Raw genomic sequence first — 18,631 nt, forward strand, 5'->3', positions numbered from 1 at the left:
TAAACAGCTCCTGAGCCTACATTTGCGTATCAGCCTCAGCCGCTTGTGTTGAAACCTTGCTTGCAAAGCAACTGCATCAGCGGTAGCGCGGTTACTTCGCTACTCACTTACTCTGCTACTCCCCGTAGTTCATGAAACAACTTACCCGTATTTGCTGGCTGCTGCTGGGCGTCGTGTTTATCTTCTCGGGGCTGGTCAAGCTCAACGACCCCGTTGGGACGGCCCTGAAGCTGGAAGAATATTTCGAGGTTTTCTCGAAGGACTTCGGCTCTTTCTTTGAAATCTTTATCCCGTATTCCCGCACGCTGAGCATCTTTCTGAGTTCCTTGGAGGTAGTGCTGGGGGTAGCCGTGCTGTTGCGCTGGATGCTGCGGCAAACCCTGTGGGTACTGCTGGCCCTGCTGGTGTTCTTCGGGTTCCTGACCTTTTACTCGGCCGCCTTCAACAAGGTAACCGACTGCGGCTGCTTCGGCGACTTCATCAAGCTCACGCCCTGGACCTCGTTTGCCAAGGACCTGTTCCTGCTGCTACTCTGGGCCGTGGTGTTTTATAACCAGCGCTACCTGCGCCGGGTGTTTGCCAAGGGCACGCTGGGCGTGATGTACATTACGCTGGCTTCGGCCGTGGCTATTGGCATTGGGGTACGCGCCCTGGGCCACCTGCCCTACTTCGATTTCCTGCCTTACAAGGAGGGCAACGACATTGCCAAGCTGATGAAGCCCCAGGAGCAGGCCAAGTATCAGTACGTGATGGAGCGCAACGGCGAAACCAAGACCTTCACGGAGTACCCTACTGACTCGACCTGGAAGTACAAGAGCATGGAGGTGCTAAACCCCCTGACGTCTAAGCCTGTCATTACGGACTTTGCCATTTTCGATGCTGAAGGAAAAGACCATACCCAGGAGGTGCTGACGGGTAACAAGCTGCTGCTGATTGTGCAGAGCGCCACCACCGCCGACCGGGACCGGTTCAAGGACATCACGCAACTGATGGAGGACGCCGCCAAGTCGCGCAAGCAAATCCGGCCGCTTATCATCACGAGCAGCAGCCCGCAGGATTTCGACGCTTTCCGCCACGATGTAAACCTGCCGGGTACCTACTACTTCGCCGATGCTACCGTGCTGAAGTCAATGATTCGCTCGAACCCCGGCTTTATTGTATTGCAGAACGGGGTAGTAAAAGGCAAGTTCCACTACCACGACATTCCCGACGCCAGCAAGCTCGAAACGCTGCTATAAATCAGTTGCCGGTTGCCGGTTGCCAGGGGCCAGCTTGTTCTGTTGCTCACTGACAACCGGTAACCGGCAATTGGCAACTGAACAAGATGCTAGGTTTTATTCTGAGCCGTTTGTGGCAGGGTGTGCTGGTACTGGTAGGGGTAGCCCTCACGGTATTCTTCCTGTTTCAGGTGCTGCCCGGCGACCCGGTGGCTTTGCTGGCCGGCCAGCGCTCCGACGCCGCTACCCGCGCCGCCATTGCCGCCGACTTAGGCCTTGACCAGCCCCTGCCGGGCCAGCTGCTGGGCTACCTCAACGATGTGTCGCCGGTGGGCGTGCACCCGCGCGACTCAGCGGGGGTAGCGAAATACGGCGGCGTGCAGGTACTACCCCTCGGAAGTAAGCAAGGCCTGGTGCTGAAAACTCCCTACCTGCGGCGCTCCTTCCAAAGCAACAAAGAGGTGCTGAGTATTCTGCTCGACCACTTTACCGGCACGCTCTGGCTGGCCCTGGCCGCTATGCTGCTGGCGGCGGTGTTGGGTATTGGGCTGGGGGTAGTAGCTGCCCTCAAGCCGCACTCTTGGCTTGATCGGGCGTTAGTGTCTACTTCGGTACTGGGCATTTCGGTCCCTTCCTTCGTAGCGGCCATCCTCATTGCTATGACGTTCGGGTTCTACTGGAGCTCCTGGACGGGTCTTAACCTGACGGGGCAGCTCTACGAAACGGACCCTTTCTCAGGGCGTCATCTGGTGCTGAAAAACCTGTTGTTACCAGCCTTAGCCCTGGGCATTCGGCCCCTGGCTGTTATTGTGCAGCTTACCCGCTCCTCGATGCTCGATGTGATGAGCCAAGATTATATCCGGACGGCCCGCGCCAAAGGGCTTTCGGGCTACCGCACGGTGGTAGGCCATGCTCTCAAAAACGCCTTGAACCCGGTAATTACGGCCGTGTCGGGCTGGCTGGCTTCCCTGATGGCGGGGGCATTTTTTATCGAGTACATTTTCAACTGGAAGGGCCTGGGCACCGTTACGCTGCGGGCCGTCGAGAACCTCGATTTTCCCGTGGTCATGGGTGCTACCATTTTTATTGCGGCCTTGTTTGTACTCGTCAACATTGTAGTCGATGTGCTCTACGCCGTGCTTGACCCACGCGTGAAGCTGGGGTAGCAAGCGCCAGCGGCCTGCTGCTGATCTTGCTCATGTGGTGCTAGCGCAACATGTTGCACCTTTGCCCCGGTGGCATCCACAACATGCCTCCCACCACTTATTATGCGTCTTTACCTCATCGGCATGCCAGGAGCGGGCAAAACTACCCTGGGTCGGGGGCTGGCTGCAGCGTATCAGGTCCCGTTTCTTGATCTGGACGAGGAAATTGTGCGGCGCGAGCAGCGGAGCGTATCCGAAATCTTTGCCCAGGACGGTGAGGAATACTTTCGGCAGCGCGAAGCCGATGTGCTACGGGAGGTAGTAGCCGCCTACCCCCAACTGGTACTCGCAACCGGCGGTGGTACTCCCTGCTTTCATCACAACCTGGAAGTGCTGCTCGCAGCCGGCCTGACGCTGTACTTGGCTGTACCGGTGGAGGAATTAGTACGGCGCCTGATGGTTGCCGCCGCAAGCAGGCCACTGCTGGCGGGCCATCTGGATGCCAAAGCCCTTGAAACACGCCTGCACGAAACCTTAGCGGCCCGCCAACAGTTTTACGACCGCGCGCCGCTGCGCTGCACAGCGCCTACCTGCTCTTTGGAGGCTGTGCAGCAGTTGGTGGCGCGCTACAATGCTACAGCATAAGCTAGTATTGGTCCGGCATTTGCGCTGCCCTACGTACTTTTGCGCCTTCATCATTCCTGTATTGGTATGAATACTACCCCCGAAGCCCCGGAAATCAGCAGTGTAGTAACACCTGCTAAAACCCCCGATGCCATTAAGCCCAAACATAAGGGCTCGGCCCGCCTGTTCGAGAATCCTGTACTGGAGCGGCTTACCCACACACACATTGCAGCCCCGCTGACTATATTCTTCTCCGTAGCGGCTGTTAGCCTGTACTACGGCCTTAGCCGCGGCCTCATGACGGGCCTTTCGGCGTTCGGTCTGTTTCTGTTCGGTTGGCTGCTCTTTACCCTGGCCGAGTATCTGATGCACCGCTTCGTGTATCACATGGATACGGATACGCCCCGGAAGGCCAAGTTTCAATACACCATGCACGGAGTGCACCACGAGTTTCCGAAGGACGAAACCCGGTTGGCTATGCCTCCCATCCTGACGGTGTTCGTGACTTCGCTGCTGTTTTTCATCTTCCGCTTCACGTTTGGCTACGCTGGCTTGGGTGTTCTGGCGGGTTTCGTGTTTGGGTATGCCCTGTACCTGTTTGTACACTATGCCATTCACGTATATGCCCCACCAAAGAACTTCCTGAAGTTCTGGTGGCACCACCACGCCCAGCACCACTACCGCCAAGATGAAATTGCCTTCGGGGTGAGTACTACCCTCTGGGACCACATTGTAGGTACCATGCCTAGCAAGACACCTAAAAAGTCTGCTTAAGACAACGTAATCCCAATTTTAGAAAGGCTCGTCTGTTCCCTGACGAGCCTTTTTGCATTATAAAAGCTAGTTCAATTCATTAGTTTTTTAAGATATAAGCAGGATTGATTTGGATAAATCATGTCTAATTGCGGCTTGTACCGAAATAGGAAATGATTTGCCTTGCATAGGGAAGGTGGCGAACTAACTTTCCAAATCAGCCACATCCATTTGTACTATAGGTAGAGTGGGTTGAAGCTGAAGTGTTCGTAGTTCCTTCCTTTCGTCCCGCTATGAGAAAATCCTACCCTGCTCTAGCCAGCATAGTGCTGGCTTCATTTTGTTCTGTGCCTAGTGTAGCCCAGCATGTGTTTACAGATGCTGATCTGGCTCCATACGTTCAAGACTTTAATACGCTTACCGGAAATCAGGCCTTTAGCAACAATGCTACGCTGCCTGGCGTCTATGCCCAAGCAGAATTTGCAACGGGCCCTTATACCCCCGGCATATTTTATGCGAATAATGGCTCTACCACCACGGCTAGCTACTATCATTTCGGTGATGCTACTGGTGATATGGCGTCGGACCGTTCTTTCGGAGGTATTGCTGCCACCACCACCGGCGACGGAATAGGCCACGTCGGAATTCGGCTTAAAAATGGTAGCAACTCTGTAATCCGTAGCCTGGATGTTGTGTATGCTATGGAGCATTGGTACAACTCAGGAAAGGTCGACAAGGCCCGTGTAGATGTGGCATATCGAAAAACGCCAGTAGGGGTTGAGTCAAACAGTTTGCTCAGTACCGCCGGGAATTGGACGATTATCACTGATTTGGGGGTTGATGCGCCTTCCACCGCTACGGTTATTGCCAGCCGTGATGGCAACTCCACTTCTAACCGTCGGGTGCGGCAAACTACTCTCAGTGGGATTGACCTGGCTCCAGGCGAGGAAATTATGATTCGGTGGAGCTATGTCCTGAATAACACCACCAACGGCAATGGCCTTTCCATTGATGATGTTGTAATTGCTCCATTTACAAACGTCTTCTATTCCAGGGCTACCGGTAACCTAGATGACGTAGCAAACTGGAGTTCCAGTAGTGACGGCACCGGCTCATTACCAGGCGACTTCAGCTTCTCTCTGCCCAACGCAACGTACTACGTGCAAGGCAACACCACTACTACTGGAGATAATGCAGCCAGCCGCATAGGTTCAGCCACTGATGATGCCGTCTGGACAGTGAATGGCTTGAATTCCCGGATAGTTGTAGGCCTACCCGGTGCTACTATGGCAAGTCGGCTGTATATCGCTGGCAACGACAATATTGTTGGCCGAGTTGATCTTAGCAGCAATGCAGCCCTAGCCATTGAGCAGCCTAATTACACATTCACGTTAGGCCAGCTGGATAACGCCAGTACTGTGGAGTACTATACTCCAACTGCTCAGATCCGTGTGGCACCAGTTGCTTATGGAAATTTGCAGCTAAGTGGTGGAGGCAACAAGTTCCTGTCGGGCAATACCCTGGTGAATGGCAACCTATTGTTCGCCGGTGCATCGTCTAGTTTGTCCAATCTATTCTTAGGCGATTATAGCCTTACGATCCAGCGCGGGGGCACGGTACAAGGAACTACAGCTTCAGCCTTCGTTGTAACCAACGGAAAAGGAGCCCTGCGCCAAACGGTAGCTAATACGGGTGTTGACGTTGTGTACCCAGTAGGTACTTCTGCGGGTAGCTACACACCTGCTTATTTGCGGCAGCCGAACAGCACCACCGCCCGCAACCAAGATGTATACGCTGTTCGGGTTATTGACGGAATGTACAGCCGCTACGATTCTGCCGAAAACGGGGCGGGTGCTGCCGTTTCCAACCAGAACGTCAAGAAAACCTGGTTGATCAGCGAGGAAGTTAAAGGCAACTCCGACATCACCATGGGTTTGCAATGGAATGAGGTGGATGAGGTGAGAGGAGATGCTACTACTGCATTCGACCGCTCAAAGGCTTATGTTGCGCATTACCTGACCAATAGCGCTCAGCCCTATTTCGATAAAGGAGCAGCAACTGCTGCTTCGCGCGTATCGAGTGACGGGGCTGCTACTACCAACACAACTGCCATCTTCCGCGCAAACCGCAGCGGTATCACCACTTTCTCTCCCTTCAGTGTTTCCTCGCGCGTGGCAGCACCTTTGCCGGTGCAGTTAGTAGCCTTCACGGCTAACCCAATGGGTAGCGCAGTACAGTGCGTCTGGCAAACGGCTGCCGAGTTGAACAACGCTCGTTTTGTAGTCGAGCGGAGTGCTACGGGACAGCACTTCGCGGCTATAGGAACAGTAGTAGGTAAAGGCACTACCAGCACCGGCCAGCAGTACCAGTTCACGGATGCTACCCCTGCCGCTGGCCTGAACTACTACCGTCTGCGCCAGATAGATGTTGATGGCACGGAGGCTTTATCGGGAGTGGTTGTAGTGAGCATGGGCAAAGCCGCAGTGGCTCAGGTAACGCCTAACCCGGGTGCACAAAACTTCCGCGTGCTACTGCCCACCGAAGCTTCCGTTCTGCAAGCTCAGGTATTTAACATCCTTGGCACGCAGGTCGCTGTTGTGAACCCCGATGGTAGCTTCACGCTGGAGCGCCAACCAGCCGGTATCTACATCGTTCGGGTTAGCACGACCCAAGGCACGCAAAGCATCCGAGTTGTTAAGGAATAAATGAACTAGCAGCAATGAAAAGGCCTCCCTTACACAGGGAGGCCTTTTTTATGTTCTTACGTTTGCCGCAGCTATTAAGAGCGGCGGAAGCGGTTCACAACAAACCAAATCAGCAAGACAATCAGGAATACCCCAATCAGCCCCGTCCAGGCACCGGCTTTGAAAATGGTGCCAATGGCATCACAACTGCTCAGCGAAAAGGTAAGCAGCACTAAGAAAAACAAAGCGAGGGGAAAGCGGAAGGTAGTCATAGCAAGCAGGGAGAGAAGGTGGAACACGAGCCACACAATACAGCTCTTGTGGTATGTACTACTCCAGCCGGAAAAAGTTGATAATTGAGCAAGCTGATAAACAAAAAACGCCGCCTGCTATCAGATAGGCGGCGTTTTGGAGCAGCACCCTCCTGAGTTTATCTGTGGTGTTTCAATGTACTTATGCTCACAGAGGATATGTGCCAATTGGTGTTTCAGTATTACCCCATCTTACTTAAGGCTAGGTGATAAGTTATTCATTCTACTTCTTGACGTACGGTCCATCGGGGCATAGCTAGAGGGTATATAATTACTCCATTATGCAGCCATGACCTTCGTTAAAGGCGCTTTTACGCATACTTATCAATCGTCCAGCCGCTAGAGCATTGCTTAACCAGTCAACTAGGCGTTGGTCAACGAAAATGGAGGGTTGGTCAATCTAAGTGAGGTAACCCGAGCATAGGAGCTTCTTTCGAGTCATCAATCTGATTGATGATGCCACTGAGGTTTCATATTCCTACCCCCTCACTTTATGAAAAGGCTTCTTACCCTGCTGCTTGTTCTACTGACTGTTAAAGAAATGGTCGCTCAACCTCAATTCCGCGCTGCAACTGCTCCACCGCCCACTAACCGGGTAACGGTTACAGTGCACCCAGGCATAGAGCTCTTGACGATTGTGCAACTGCTGGCGGGGAAGTATCCTCTGCCTAATAAGTCACGTTACGCGAAAGAAACAGAGACCTATTTTGCGCCGTGCGCCAATCATCCAGCAGTGGAATACGCCCGGAAACTCAAGAAGGTATACACTGACTTACCAGAATTAGGCTACTGCCTTGATAACTTTCCTGCTGTGCGCATTCACTACCCGTCGCACACGGACTGGTACACTCTGAACGGCAAAGACTCGGTACAGACCTACATCCGGCTCTGCAGGCAGTTCTCCGAGGATAGCCATTTCTGGGCTTTTTATCAGCAGCATCAGGTTGACTATGCTGCCTGGGCCGAACCCGTACACGCCCGGCTAGCCCGTGAAGGCCTGATCGATAAGCTTGATTCCTTGTACCGCTTCCGCACGAAAGCCGCCCATTGGACCATTTATCTGGACCCGCTGAATAGCTGGGGCGCGCATGCAATTATGTCCCAAAAACTCAATCCGCGCTACGCCGACCGGGTTGTGTACAATGTAGGCTTTCTTAACCACGAGTCGACTGATTTGAGCGTGCCTACCTTCAGCCTCGGCGCTGAATCGGTGATGATGGTTTGGCACGAAGGTAGTCATCTATATACGCACGCCCTTCAGCAGCAATACCGAGCCGATATCAGTAAGCTGGCGTATCTGTTCAACGGGGCTGACGCGGGCATGAAGCGCAATAATATCCAGGACTGGGCGCATTGCTTCGACGAGAATCTGGTGCGCGGCATTGTCATTGCCTTATTCCGACAGTATCAGCTGCCGAAAGAAGCCCGTAAACAGGCCGCCCAGGAAGTAGTCAGTGATTTTCAGTATGCCGGCGACATTGCCGACGTGATTTCGACGAAGTATAGTGGCCAGCATGCCTATCAGGATTTCAGAGAGTTCTTCCCCGAAATTCTAACGTACTTGGCCCGCAAGTATCCCACCGCCGCCTCGACAAATTAATGACTGCTGCCCGGCCGCGCTCCTTTCCCGAATGGCCCGTTCACTTGCTGATCTGGGCGCTGCTTCTGGTTAAAGACGTCGTTTCCATGTACGGCCCGACCACGTACTTGGCGCCCGGCACAGCAGCAACTGCGTACTGGCTGCTCGGGCTGGGCTACCTGCTCATCAATGCAACGGCTTTTTACCTACCCGTAGGGCTGGTGGCCGGTCCGGTGCTGGGGAGCGCGCTGAGTTGGCCACTTGTTGGGCGGGCAACCATGGGATTGGTGCTGACCCTACTGCTGATTACGACCCTACGCTATGGGCTGGAGTTTCATGTGTTCAAGCCGTTTCTCGGCTTCGACAACTACCAGTTAAACAAAGCCTTCACGGCGCAGTGGTTTGTCGAGAACAGCGTCCGGTATTACTTTGATTACGTGCTCTACGGGCTGCTTTACGCATTTATCCGGCATCATCTGCTGGCCGAACGGCGGCAACGCGAGACTCAGCAGGCCAACACCACTGCCGAGCTGACGTTCTTACGCTCCCAACTGAATCCGCATTTCCTCTTTAACACCATCAACGATATCTATGCGCTGGTATATCAGAAGTCGGATGCAGCTCCGGGGGCGCTGCTGAAACTCTCGGAGCTGCTGCGGTATATGCTGCGCGAAGCGCACCACGACCGGGTGTTGCTAACCCGTGAACTAGACTACCTGGGCGGACTAATCGAGTTACAGCGCTTAGGTGCCAAAGACAATCTACACTTCAACTACCAACTCCGGGGTAGGCTTAACGGGCAGGTGATTGCGCCACTCTTGTTGGTGTCGTTTGTCGAAAACGCGTTCAAGCACGGGGTGCTCACCGACCCCGCCCAGCCGGTTACCCTCCAGCTCGACCTGACGGCCACCACCCTGGACTTTTGCCTGCACAATGCCAAGAACCACCAGCAAAAGGACCAGCTCGGCGGAATTGGGCTTGCCAATGTGCGGCGCCGGTTAGAGCTGCTTTACCCATCCCGGCACACACTAGCTGTGAACGATACGCCTACCGACTTTCAGGTTACGCTTCACCTCGACTTATGACCGATCCTATCCAATGCCTGGTAGTAGATGATAAACCCCTGGCCCTCGATCTGCTAACCGACTACGTATCGAAGGTGCCTTTCCTGCAGTTAGCCGGCCGCAGCGAAAATCCAGTGGAGGCCCTGAATTGGGTAGGAGAGCGGCAGGTCGATTTGATTTTTTTGGATATCCAGATGCCGCAGCTAACGGGCCTGCAGTTCCTGCAGGCCTTGGACCGGCGCGCGCAGGTAGTACTGACGACTGCTTACCCTGAGCACGCTCTGGCAGGTTTCGAGCACGATGTAATTGATTACTTGCTGAAGCCCATTTCTTTCGAGCGCTTCTACCAGGCGGCCCAAAAGGCACAGCGCCGCCTACGTCCGGCGCCGGCTGCTACCCCTCGCCCTTACCTGTTCGTCAAGACGGAACATCGCATGCAGCGGGTTGATTTGGCGGAGGTGCTCTACTTGGAAGGTCTTCAAAACTATGTAATCATCCATACAGCCACGGAGAAGATTATAGCCCGCCAAACAATCAGCAGCCTGGAGGCGAGCCTGCCTGCTTCCGGGTTTGTACGCGTGCACAAGTCATTTATCGTTTCGCTGGCTCACATACATACCGTAGAGCGCAGCCGAATTTTCATCCGGGGAGCAGCCCCCATGGTTATTCCCGTGGGGGATGCCTACCGGAGCGCGTTTTACGGCAGGCTGTAAGTGCTTTTCACGGCCGTCACCGTGTGCTTCTGCTGCTGCTTACGAGCTGACTGGCAAAACGAAGTGGACGAACTGCTGGTACGCACCTGCGTGGCACACATTCTGGCAGTTCAGCATGGGGCAGCCCGCGGGCAAGAAGAAATAACGGCTCAGGCTACCCACTACCGACAGGCGCCCGAGTTATATGCTTTGTTAAATCAATACACTGCTCATCGCAAACGCTACCCATCCTTAGAGGCGTTTTACCCGGAAATTATAGCCTTCCTGGAAAAGAAGGCTTCCTAAATCCTGCTAGCGGCTGCACAGGCAGCATACCGTTCATGGCAGATAGTGCGGCCGCACACGGAACTGACGGAGCAGCTTTGGGCCCGATTGCCAGGCTTAGCGCGAAAAGGAACAAAGGCAAACGGCCGCAAATAGAATTACGCTAAGCTTCACTTACCCAAGGGGCGAGCAGCCTTTGCAGGTCGGGTTCGGGAATAGGAATCTTCGGCAGTAACAAGCGGTGCTGCTGAGTTTCCAGATAGTCAAGTAGCCAGTAGAACTCCTCTGCTCCTGGCTCGGCAAAGCCCATACTCCACCCGGTAAATACGCGCTGCGTACTGGTTCCTTGATACAAGGTTGTCACTTGCCCGTGGCGTGGGTCCTGTTGAATACGCGCGTAAAGCGGTTCTACCTCCGGTGTGCAGCCCTCCAGAAATTGAATAAACTGGCCCTGGTAGTAAAAGAGGAGCCCCGTCAGCCCGTGGTATTCATTGTGGGTGCGGGCTTGCTCTAGCAAGGAAACTAACTGCTCTTCAGCAAAAGGGTGGCGCGCCCTGCTCCGATAGACCAATTGTTGGAGTGGGTCCCCGGCAGGTCCACAGGAAGCCGAAGGTGTATGTGATGCGCCGCCTGTTTTACGAATGCGGTGCGCTAGTAGGGGTAGGGGCAGATCGGCTGTGCAGGCCGCCAGACGAAGCAGCGCCTCCTGGCGCTGCGAGGGGGTAAGATGCTGTTCCACGCGCTTATATACGGGCAGTGCTAGCCGAAAGGGTTTGCCTGATGTACCACAATGCACTTAACAGTAGCGGCTGGCAACTTGACCGTGCGCTACCTAGGTGTGCTTCTCCCTCGGTTACTTAGTTCGCGTACGGGAGTAGGCTAACGGTTGAGGCCGTTGGCGGTCCTGTTGAGCTTGACTCAGCTTCTGGTAAGAGGTATACTTGAGGCCCTATTTCCGTCTGCATGCAGCATATTGTATACATTAGTGCGGCCACGCTTCCCGTGACCGAGGCCGACTTACAGACCTACCTGCGCCAGTGGCGCCAGAACAATGAACGTGACGGCATCACCGGAGTATTGCTCTACAGTGAACAGGAGCAGCGTTTTATGCAGCTGATTGAGGGAGAGGAAGAACCGTTACGCCGCTTGTTTAAACTGATTCAACAGGACCATCGTCACCGGGACCTGCTCATTTTAGCCGATGGCCCTATTCCGGCGCGCGCGTTTAGCTCTTGGCTGATGGGCTTTCAGGTGCTGAGTACGGAGGCGTTTGGGCAGTTGGCTGGCTACATTGATCCGCAAAGCGAAACCTTCCACCAAGCCTTACAAGGAAGTCAAGATGAGCTAATCCGTGACCTGCTGGCTAGTTTTTCCTCCGAGCGGTCACATGGGCTATCTTAATAGATGCTGGCCTCAGGCCGGTAGGGCAGGTAACTCGATGCTAAACGTGGTGCCTACCCCTTCGGCAGTCTGAAAGAAGATGCGTCCCTCGTGCAGTTCGACAATGGTTTTGATGATGGACATGCCCAGGCCGTTGGTCTTTTCTCCTCGCAGGCCTGTCCGCCGCGCCTTGGTAAACTTGTCGAATAGAACCGCCTGCCACTGCGCTGGAATGCCTACCCCCGTGTCGGCCACCGTGACCAGTGCTTGCTCGCCCTTATGCCCGATGGTCACGCTGATGCGCCCGCCATCGGGGGTGAACTTAATAGCATTGGAAATGAGGTTGTTGAACACTTGCTGGAGCTTGTTGATGTCGAAGCTCACGTAGAGAGGTGTAGCCGGAGCTTCAAACGCGAACTGTAGGTGCGTATGCCACTGGGACTGCTGGTATTCCGTCATCATGGTTCGGAGCCAGGCCACCAGGTCGGCCCGTTCCCGCTTGAGGTCTACGTTGACGGAGGCCATGAACTCGCCATCCACAAAGTCCCGAATTAAGCTCACTCCATCGGTGCAGGTGCGCTCCATTAGCGCCAGCAACTGCTGGGTTAGCGCGCTGGGAGAGTCCGTTTCTGCTCGCAGGTGCTGGGTAAGCTGCTGCAAGAGCACCAGCGGAGCGGCCAGGTCATGGGAGAGAATCTCCAGCGTAGCATCCTTTTTGGTGTTGAACTGCTGGGCGTGGAGGCTAGTGTTCTTGGCGCGGGTAATGTCCTCTACGCTGCCACTCAGGTACGACTGCCCAGCGGCATCTCGCTCCCGGCACACGCTCAGGCACAGCCACTGCTCCCGCGCCCCTGCTAGTGGGCGGCGCAACTCAATGCCTTCCACCATCTCTCCCCGCAGGGCCTGGCGCAGGGCGTGGCGCAGCAGACGCGCATCATCGGGGTGAAGGCCAGCCAGCCAAGTCGGAACCTCCTGCTGGGCCTGCTCTACCGGCTGCCCCGTTACTTGTTCATAGGCTGGGCTCACGTATACCAAGCGCCGGTCCGGCAGGTGGTAGGAAAAGTAAACGGTAGAAGTGCGCGTGAGCAGGGAGCGGAACAGGGATATATCAGCAGGCATCGGACGTAACCAGAAGGATCGTAGCCTCAAAGCTACTGGCTACAGGAACCGTTCCCGACCCGGAAAATAAACTACCCAAAATATTATACCGTCGAGCTGTGATTGGTTTGTGCTTGCGCTGTGCTTTTGTAGGAAGAGTAGGCCAGTTGTAGATGCACAAATTGGGGGTAGGCAACACTACCATCCGTGCAACGGCTCATCCAGCGTGCCTGGTATGCAGCTGGCAGCTGCCACAAGGGCAATAGGCGAGATAGTCAGAAGAGTAAGCCACTATGTATTGAGGCCAGGGCTGGTTTTGCGCGGGTAATTTGCGCCCTCTTCCTGGCACTTTCCGCCGGCATAGGCTTGTCACTAACAGCAGGGGTAGGGCTAGCTGCATAGGTTATATGAATACCAGCTGAGTAACCCCTGGTCGAGTTGACCGTTGCAGAGGGTACTTACGACCAGCCCATGCACCGCACCATCGAACTTACCATTCCCCCTCACCTTACAGATTCTCTGCAGGCCGAGCTCACGTCTTTGGAAGAAGTGATTGGCTTAACCCTGCAACGAGGGGCTTCCCTTAAACCAGCAGGCGACGTGCTGATTGTGCATGTGCTGAACCGGGGTGCCGATGAAGTCTTACGGCGTGTGCAGACGGCTGTACCTAAAGCAGAGTTGAGTGCGGTTACCAGCGAGGCCACCAGCTTCATCTCACCGGATTCGCACCATGTCATACGAGGGGACCGTGACGAAGCAATTTGGGAGGAAATGGAAAGCGGGCTGCGTCATCAGGGGCGCATCACGGTGAACTACTTGCTGCTTATGGCGCTGGGCGGGGTAATTGCGGCCGTGGGCCTGGTATCCGAGCCAGTACCGCAGGCTGTAGCCTTTGTCGCCTCGGCCATTATTGCTCCGGGCTTTGACTCCATGACTACCGTTGCCCTGGCCCTGGTGCTACGCCGTTGGGATTTGCTAGGGCGCGCCCTGGCCTCAGCCGGCGCTGGCTACGCTGCCCTGATGTTGGCCGCGGCTGCTACGTCCGCGCTCTTGGTAGGGGTAGGAGAAATGGACGCGCAGATGCTGGCCGGTAACGCGGAAGTGCAGCATTTAGCGCACCCGCGGTGGATGGAGCTGCTAGTGGCCGCGGCAGGCGCTCTGGCCGGGGTAGTAATGCTGGCTGCCTTTCGGCGCAGCTTTCAGGCCGGTCCCCTGATTGCCATGGCCTTTATTCCGGCAGCTGCACTGGTAGGAGCCGGGCTGGCAGTAGGGCGGCCAGACCTGGCCTGGGAGGGGCTACAAAGATTTGGGGCAGATTGGGGCTTTATTTTGGTACTGGGAGCCCCCTTCTTATGGCTTAAGCAGCGCTTTTTGCACCGCCGTCAACCCCTTGTGTAGATTATGCCCAAACCCAGGAAAGTCCCGACCATTCGGCTGGTGCTTTCTTGGTTCTTTTGTCGTGTTCTTCTTCAGCCTATAGCCTATCCCTACCTGGCACAGGGCCAACAAGGCCAGCCTGACCCGGGCGTTACTGATAGCTGGTTCGGGAGCATAATTGCTAGCTGATATGGGTAGGCCACATTGGCTAGGCTTGGCTTATACAGACCGTTGTTTTTGGAATTTTGGCCAGTCTAGGACGGGCTTGAGGCACTCTGGCGAAATGGTTTACTGGTTTGCTCCCGCCGCCTGAAGAGGGCATAGATGCCGGGCAGCTGCACCCCGTTTGCCAACTCCTGTACATACTCTCGCTGCTCGTGCAGGACGTAGTCACTACCTAGTAAGGCGACTAGATCAGCCAGCGTATAAGGCTGCCGGGGTAAGTCACCCGGAGAAGCTTGTTCGCCAGGTAAATCCACACTCAGCAGTACCCAGCCTTTGCCGGGCTCTACCATATGATCAAGCACTTCGCAGTAGGCGCGTTGTTGCTGGGGTAGGCACAGCAATGGGAGCATAGCCCGGTCGTGCCAGAGCAGAATTGGACTCAGCGTGCGTAACTCATCGGCATGGGTAACATCATCTACCAGCCAGAGTACGTGCTCGACCTGTTTGGCCGAGAGTTGTCGGCGATGCGCGTCTAAGGCTGCCGCGCTAACATCGGCTGCAATCAGGTTGGTGTAGCCTTGTATCAGGAGTGCATCCAGAAAAGTAGAGATGCCAGCCCCTAGGTCCAGAATTGGGGCTTCCAGGGGCAGGTCGGTGAGGACCAGCAATGACAAGGCTTCTTGGTTGACGCACAGCGGACTTTTAGCAGAAGATGACATAGGCATAGATACGGGATAGAGCTATATAAGGGACATTTGGCCCAGGGTAACGGCAACAAGGGACACGGAGAAAGGTTAATAGTCTCAGGGCGTGGAATGCAAACTACCAGGCGCGTGCTAGGCCCAGACTTTTATAAGGAACTAGCCCTGATGCTTAAAGGCGCTCAGCTTCGTGCAAAGGGTCTGCCTAATGTGCAATGCTGCATGGCTTGGTGATACGCTTGTGCTTGTGGGAGGAGAATAGGATGTGTAGTATTGCCCCCTTGCTTTTGTTTTCTAGCGTACGTTATGCTGATTAATTCTTTGCCGGACCTAGATGGTAGCCGGTGCACGCTCTCTTTCGACGCAGAAAACAACTGGCTGCGCGCCACTTGGCGTGGCTTTGTCGACCCTATGGAGGCCATGCGCGGGGCCCAGAACTACCTGGACCATGCGGCCTCGTTTCCCTGTCTCTACCTGCTCAATGACAACGCAGCTTTACACGGGCCATGGTTTGATTCATTGGAATGGCTGGCCCAAACGTGGCTGCCTCATGCCCAACGCCTTGGGCTGCGTTACGTGGCCCATGTAGTGCAAGCAGATACGGGCGCCGACATCATGACTCGCACGTTTGCGGAACCCCTGGAAGGGGAGCTGGAGCTACAGTTATTTGAGCAGGTAACGGAAGCCGAAGAATGGCTGCGCAGCTGTCAGCAGCACGAACAGGCTAAGCAAGAGAAAAGAGTATAGGCTGTGCTTCGACAGCAGCCCTGTTCTAGCGAAGCTGTCACCATCAGGTTGAGGGAGGCAGTGGTAAGCGAATGCGCACGAACGTACCAATGCTCGGGGAGGAACCTGTTTCAAAGCGCCCGTTAAGCAAGTCCACCCGGTCGCGGATGCTGCGCAGTCCTAAGCCACTTGTTGCTAACTGAGGGGTAGGGAAACCAACGCCATTATCTTCAACGCGCAGCAACACAAAGCCCGGCACCGCTTCCAGCGCCAGGCTGGCCTCGCTGGCACCGGCGTGCTTCACAATATTCTGTGCCAGCTCTTGCGCTATGCGGTACAATGCTATTTGCAAGGGCTTAGGCAAGGGCTGCCTCAGTTCTTGTAGGTCAATATGATACTCGAACCGCAGTTTACGGCTACTTAGTTTGCGGCAAATGTCCCGCAAGGCAGCTTCCAACCCAAACTCGTGGAGTACCAGCGGCACCAGTTCGTGCGATACAGCGCGCGTTTGACGAATAGCGTCGGTAAGCAGCTCATATGCCCGGGTGGCAGCGTCAGTCTTCTGCAGTGGTAGCTGCTCTAGCTGTAGCTTGGTGGCATACAGTAGCTGGCCAACGCCGTTGTGCAGGCCTTCGGCAATGCGGTAGCGTTCAGTTTCCTGCGCTTCAAGCACGGCGTTGAATAACTGCTGTTGCTGCTCCAGGCGCATGCGGAGCAAGGTCTGCTCATGCACGGCTTGTTCCACCAGTTTCGCCTCATGAACATCAAAGCTCAAGCCATACCACGCGGCTATCTGGCCATCAATCCCCAGCCGAGGTAGGGCACGGAATGTGTGCCAGCGGTATTGTCCGTCGTGGCGGCGGTAGCGCACTTCGCCTTCATATACCTGGCCGGTGCGTTGGCTATGTTCCCAGGAAGGTGCCAGCTGTTCCCAGTCCTCCGCATGTGTGGCTTCCGTCCAGCCATAGCCTATGGCCTCCGTGTTAGACTGGCCGGTGTACTCATACCAGCGGTGGTTGAAGTAGGTAATCTCGCCCGTGGGCGCGCCAATCCACACCAAGGCAGGCGCGGCATTGATCAGGGTTCGGAACTCGGCTTCGCTGGCTTGCAAGCGCGCTTCCGTGATTTTTCGGTCATGGATATCGGTAGCCGCCCGGTACCACGTCGCAATCTGACCGTCAACGCCGTACACAGCTTGAGTCTGTACCAAGAACCAGCGGTACTCGCCCGTGGCCGAACGAATGCGGTACTCCTGGCGCAGGGGCTGACTAACCAACCCTGCCGTATGCAATTCACGCCGCAACGCCGCTTGGTCCTGCGGGTGTACCCTGGACTGCCAGTCGGAAGACCCGACTTCTGCCAAGGTTTGCCCGGTATAATCTAGCCACCGCTGGTTGTACCAGTCAGGTCCTCCTTGGGCCTCATTGCACCACAACAGGTCGGGCACCAGATTCGCTACGGTTCGGAACTGCGCTTCCGAGCGGCGAAGCTCCTGCTCTACCCGTTTGCGGGCCGATATATTATTGTAGATGAGCATGAAGCGTCCAGGTGCGCTCGGCCAGGGAGCTACGCAGACTTCAAACCACTCCTCAGGCTTAGCTAGTCGGCTCTCGAAGCGAATCGTTTCGCCGCCAAAGGCTACCTGGGCGTATGCCTCAACCCACCATGGCTCGAAGGCTGGCAGGACTTCGCGTGCGGTCCTACCCCGGGCGTCACCGGCGACTACCCCCATCACTTGCTCAAAGGTCGGGTTCAGCTCCAGCAGCCGATAATCGATGGGGTTGCCGTGTTCGTCAGCGAGGATTTCACAAAGGGCAACAGCCTCGTCGATGGTGTTGAACAAGGTCAGGTACTTATCGGTGGCTTGCCGGGCCAACTCCTGCTCCAAGGTCAACACCTGCTGCTCAGCATGTACGCGCGCCGTGACGTCTTGCACCAGTCCCTGCAGTTTTATTGCCTCACCAGTTTCGCTGCACACAACGGTGCCGTGGGCTTCAAGGATGTGTTCCTCGCCCGATGGCCAGTAGATGCGGCGGCGGTAGGTATAAGGTTGCCGGGTGGCAATGGCTTGGTCGAGTATTCGTTGAATCTTGGCTGCATCATCGGGGTGGGAGCGTGCATCGATAGAAGCCAGGCTCGGCACAAACGATGATGGTGACTCGTCGAAGAGTCGGTACATCCCATCCGAGAAATAGAAGCCCATTGTGGCCAGATCAGCCTCATAGGAACCCGAATGGGCCACGTCTTCCACGGCCAGTAGCAGTTTACGGCTGCGCTGCTGCGCTGCCTCGGCCTCTTTGCGTGCCGTGACGTTATCCCAAAAGGCCCACCAGTGGCCTTCCGGCGCAGGTGCTGTGCGCAGACTGATCCACTGTTGGGTGAGCGGGAGCCAGTAATCAGCAGGTGCTGCCGAAAGGAGCTGCAGCGCCTGCACCAATGCCGGAGGTAGTACCGCAGGCTGAACCGTATCGGGCCGATGACCCGCTACCACGGCGGCCGGTACGCCCCACAGCGCTTCCGCTTCGGCATTCAGCCACACAATACAGCCGTCGGGTGCCAGATACAGCACACCCCAGGGCATGGTCTCCAGCAATGATCCGAGCAGCAGCGGGGGCAACCCTTTGTTTGGTAGCAGCGGGGCGTCAGCGGCTCCACTCACAGAGGAATCGAAATTCATGAAGAGGCACTGGAATAGTTGGTACTCCTGTAGCGGGAGAAGCGCGGCACACGAGTTTATCTGTCGACGTGTATCGACAGCGATGCAGCGTCAAGGTACAACCCAATCAGTAATAGAAATCTTTTCCGGTCTAATTAACCTGTCAATCAGCTA

The 18,631-nt window shown here is 55.5% G+C and carries 17 protein-coding genes; 12 read left to right on the forward strand and 5 right to left on the reverse strand.

Features of this window, described 5'->3' with window-relative positions; all coding sequences use genetic code 11:
* Positions 1-131: 131 nt before the first annotated feature.
* From DNI29_RS01885 to DNI29_RS01905, 5 genes are all read left to right on the forward strand, one after another.
* On the forward strand, positions 132-1,238 hold the full coding sequence (locus DNI29_RS01885; RefSeq protein WP_110976371.1) for a BT_3928 family protein: 1,107 nt from the start codon (positions 132-134) through the stop codon (positions 1,236-1,238).
* A gap of 86 nt (positions 1,239-1,324) precedes the next feature.
* A complete protein-coding gene (locus DNI29_RS01890; protein WP_110976372.1) occupies positions 1,325-2,383 on the forward strand; it encodes an ABC transporter permease in 1,059 nt (352 codons plus the stop codon).
* 102 nt (positions 2,384-2,485) lie between these two features.
* Entirely contained in the window at positions 2,486-3,007 is a 522-nt protein-coding gene (locus DNI29_RS01895; RefSeq protein ID WP_110976373.1) for a shikimate kinase, read from the forward strand.
* 66 nt (positions 3,008-3,073) lie between these two features.
* A complete protein-coding gene (locus DNI29_RS01900) occupies positions 3,074-3,760 on the forward strand; it encodes a sterol desaturase family protein (RefSeq protein WP_110976374.1) in 687 nt (228 codons plus the stop codon).
* Positions 3,761-4,032: 272 nt separating this feature from the next.
* Positions 4,033-6,444: a T9SS type A sorting domain-containing protein gene (locus DNI29_RS01905; protein ID WP_110976375.1), complete on the forward strand. Its 2,412-nt coding sequence runs from the start codon at positions 4,033-4,035 to the stop codon at positions 6,442-6,444.
* 74 nt (positions 6,445-6,518) lie between these two features.
* Here DNI29_RS01905 and DNI29_RS24710 read toward each other — a convergent pair whose 3' ends face one another.
* On the reverse strand, positions 6,519-6,695 hold the full coding sequence (locus DNI29_RS24710; RefSeq protein WP_202910357.1) for a hypothetical protein: 177 nt from the start codon (positions 6,693-6,695) through the stop codon (positions 6,519-6,521).
* A 532-nt stretch (positions 6,696-7,227) separates the two neighbouring features.
* On the opposite strand from DNI29_RS24710, the gene DNI29_RS01910 reads away from it, so the two are divergent.
* From DNI29_RS01910 to DNI29_RS25300, 4 genes are read left to right on the forward strand one after another with little or no spacing between them, the layout of a single operon-like run.
* Positions 7,228-8,334: a DUF4932 domain-containing protein gene (locus DNI29_RS01910; protein WP_110976376.1), complete on the forward strand. Its 1,107-nt coding sequence runs from the start codon at positions 7,228-7,230 to the stop codon at positions 8,332-8,334.
* On the forward strand, positions 8,334-9,398 hold the full coding sequence (locus DNI29_RS01915; protein ID WP_110976377.1) for a sensor histidine kinase: 1,065 nt from the start codon (positions 8,334-8,336) through the stop codon (positions 9,396-9,398). Before DNI29_RS01910 ends, DNI29_RS01915 begins: the two co-directional genes overlap by 1 nt.
* Positions 9,395-10,090 (forward strand): LytR/AlgR family response regulator transcription factor, encoded by a 696-nt coding sequence (locus DNI29_RS01920; protein ID WP_110976378.1) that lies wholly within the window; start codon positions 9,395-9,397, stop codon positions 10,088-10,090. Before DNI29_RS01915 ends, DNI29_RS01920 begins: the two co-directional genes overlap by 4 nt.
* 21 nt (positions 10,091-10,111) lie before the next feature.
* Positions 10,112-10,375: a DUF4932 domain-containing protein gene (locus tag DNI29_RS25300; RefSeq protein WP_369073967.1), complete on the forward strand. Its 264-nt coding sequence runs from the start codon at positions 10,112-10,114 to the stop codon at positions 10,373-10,375.
* Positions 10,376-10,517: 142 nt separating this feature from the next.
* On the opposite strand, the gene DNI29_RS01930 is transcribed toward DNI29_RS25300, so the two are convergent.
* Positions 10,518-11,093, reverse strand: a complete 576-nt coding sequence (locus tag DNI29_RS01930; protein WP_162303476.1) for a BLUF domain-containing protein — start codon at positions 11,091-11,093, stop codon at positions 10,518-10,520.
* A 224-nt stretch (positions 11,094-11,317) separates the two neighbouring features.
* Between DNI29_RS01930 and DNI29_RS01935 the strand changes: the two genes are divergently transcribed.
* On the forward strand, positions 11,318-11,755 hold the full coding sequence (locus DNI29_RS01935; RefSeq protein WP_110976381.1) for a BLUF domain-containing protein: 438 nt from the start codon (positions 11,318-11,320) through the stop codon (positions 11,753-11,755).
* Between the two features lie 12 nt (positions 11,756-11,767).
* Here the strand turns inward: DNI29_RS01935 and DNI29_RS01940 are convergent, their stop codons facing one another.
* A complete protein-coding gene (locus DNI29_RS01940) occupies positions 11,768-12,853 on the reverse strand; it encodes a PAS domain-containing sensor histidine kinase (protein WP_110976382.1) in 1,086 nt (361 codons plus the stop codon).
* A 417-nt stretch (positions 12,854-13,270) separates the two neighbouring features.
* Between DNI29_RS01940 and DNI29_RS01945 the strand changes: the two genes are divergently transcribed.
* Entirely contained in the window at positions 13,271-14,230 is a 960-nt protein-coding gene (locus tag DNI29_RS01945) for a DUF389 domain-containing protein (RefSeq protein WP_110976383.1), read from the forward strand.
* A 233-nt stretch (positions 14,231-14,463) separates the two neighbouring features.
* Here the strand turns inward: DNI29_RS01945 and DNI29_RS01950 are convergent, their stop codons facing one another.
* Entirely contained in the window at positions 14,464-15,093 is a 630-nt protein-coding gene (locus DNI29_RS01950; RefSeq protein ID WP_123823032.1) for a class I SAM-dependent methyltransferase, read from the reverse strand.
* A gap of 288 nt (positions 15,094-15,381) precedes the next feature.
* Between DNI29_RS01950 and DNI29_RS01955 the strand changes: the two genes are divergently transcribed.
* Complete coding sequence (locus DNI29_RS01955; RefSeq protein ID WP_110976385.1) at positions 15,382-15,822, forward strand: hypothetical protein; 441 nt, start codon at positions 15,382-15,384, stop codon at positions 15,820-15,822.
* Between the two features lie 43 nt (positions 15,823-15,865).
* Here DNI29_RS01955 and DNI29_RS01960 read toward each other — a convergent pair whose 3' ends face one another.
* Entirely contained in the window at positions 15,866-18,478 is a 2,613-nt protein-coding gene (locus tag DNI29_RS01960) for a PAS domain-containing sensor histidine kinase (RefSeq protein ID WP_110976386.1), read from the reverse strand.
* Positions 18,479-18,631: the final 153 nt, after the last annotated feature.

The sequence above is a fragment of the Hymenobacter sediminis genome, assembly GCF_003231285.1.
In the GTDB taxonomy this organism is placed as follows: Bacteria; Bacteroidota; Bacteroidia; order Cytophagales; family Hymenobacteraceae; genus Hymenobacter; species Hymenobacter sediminis.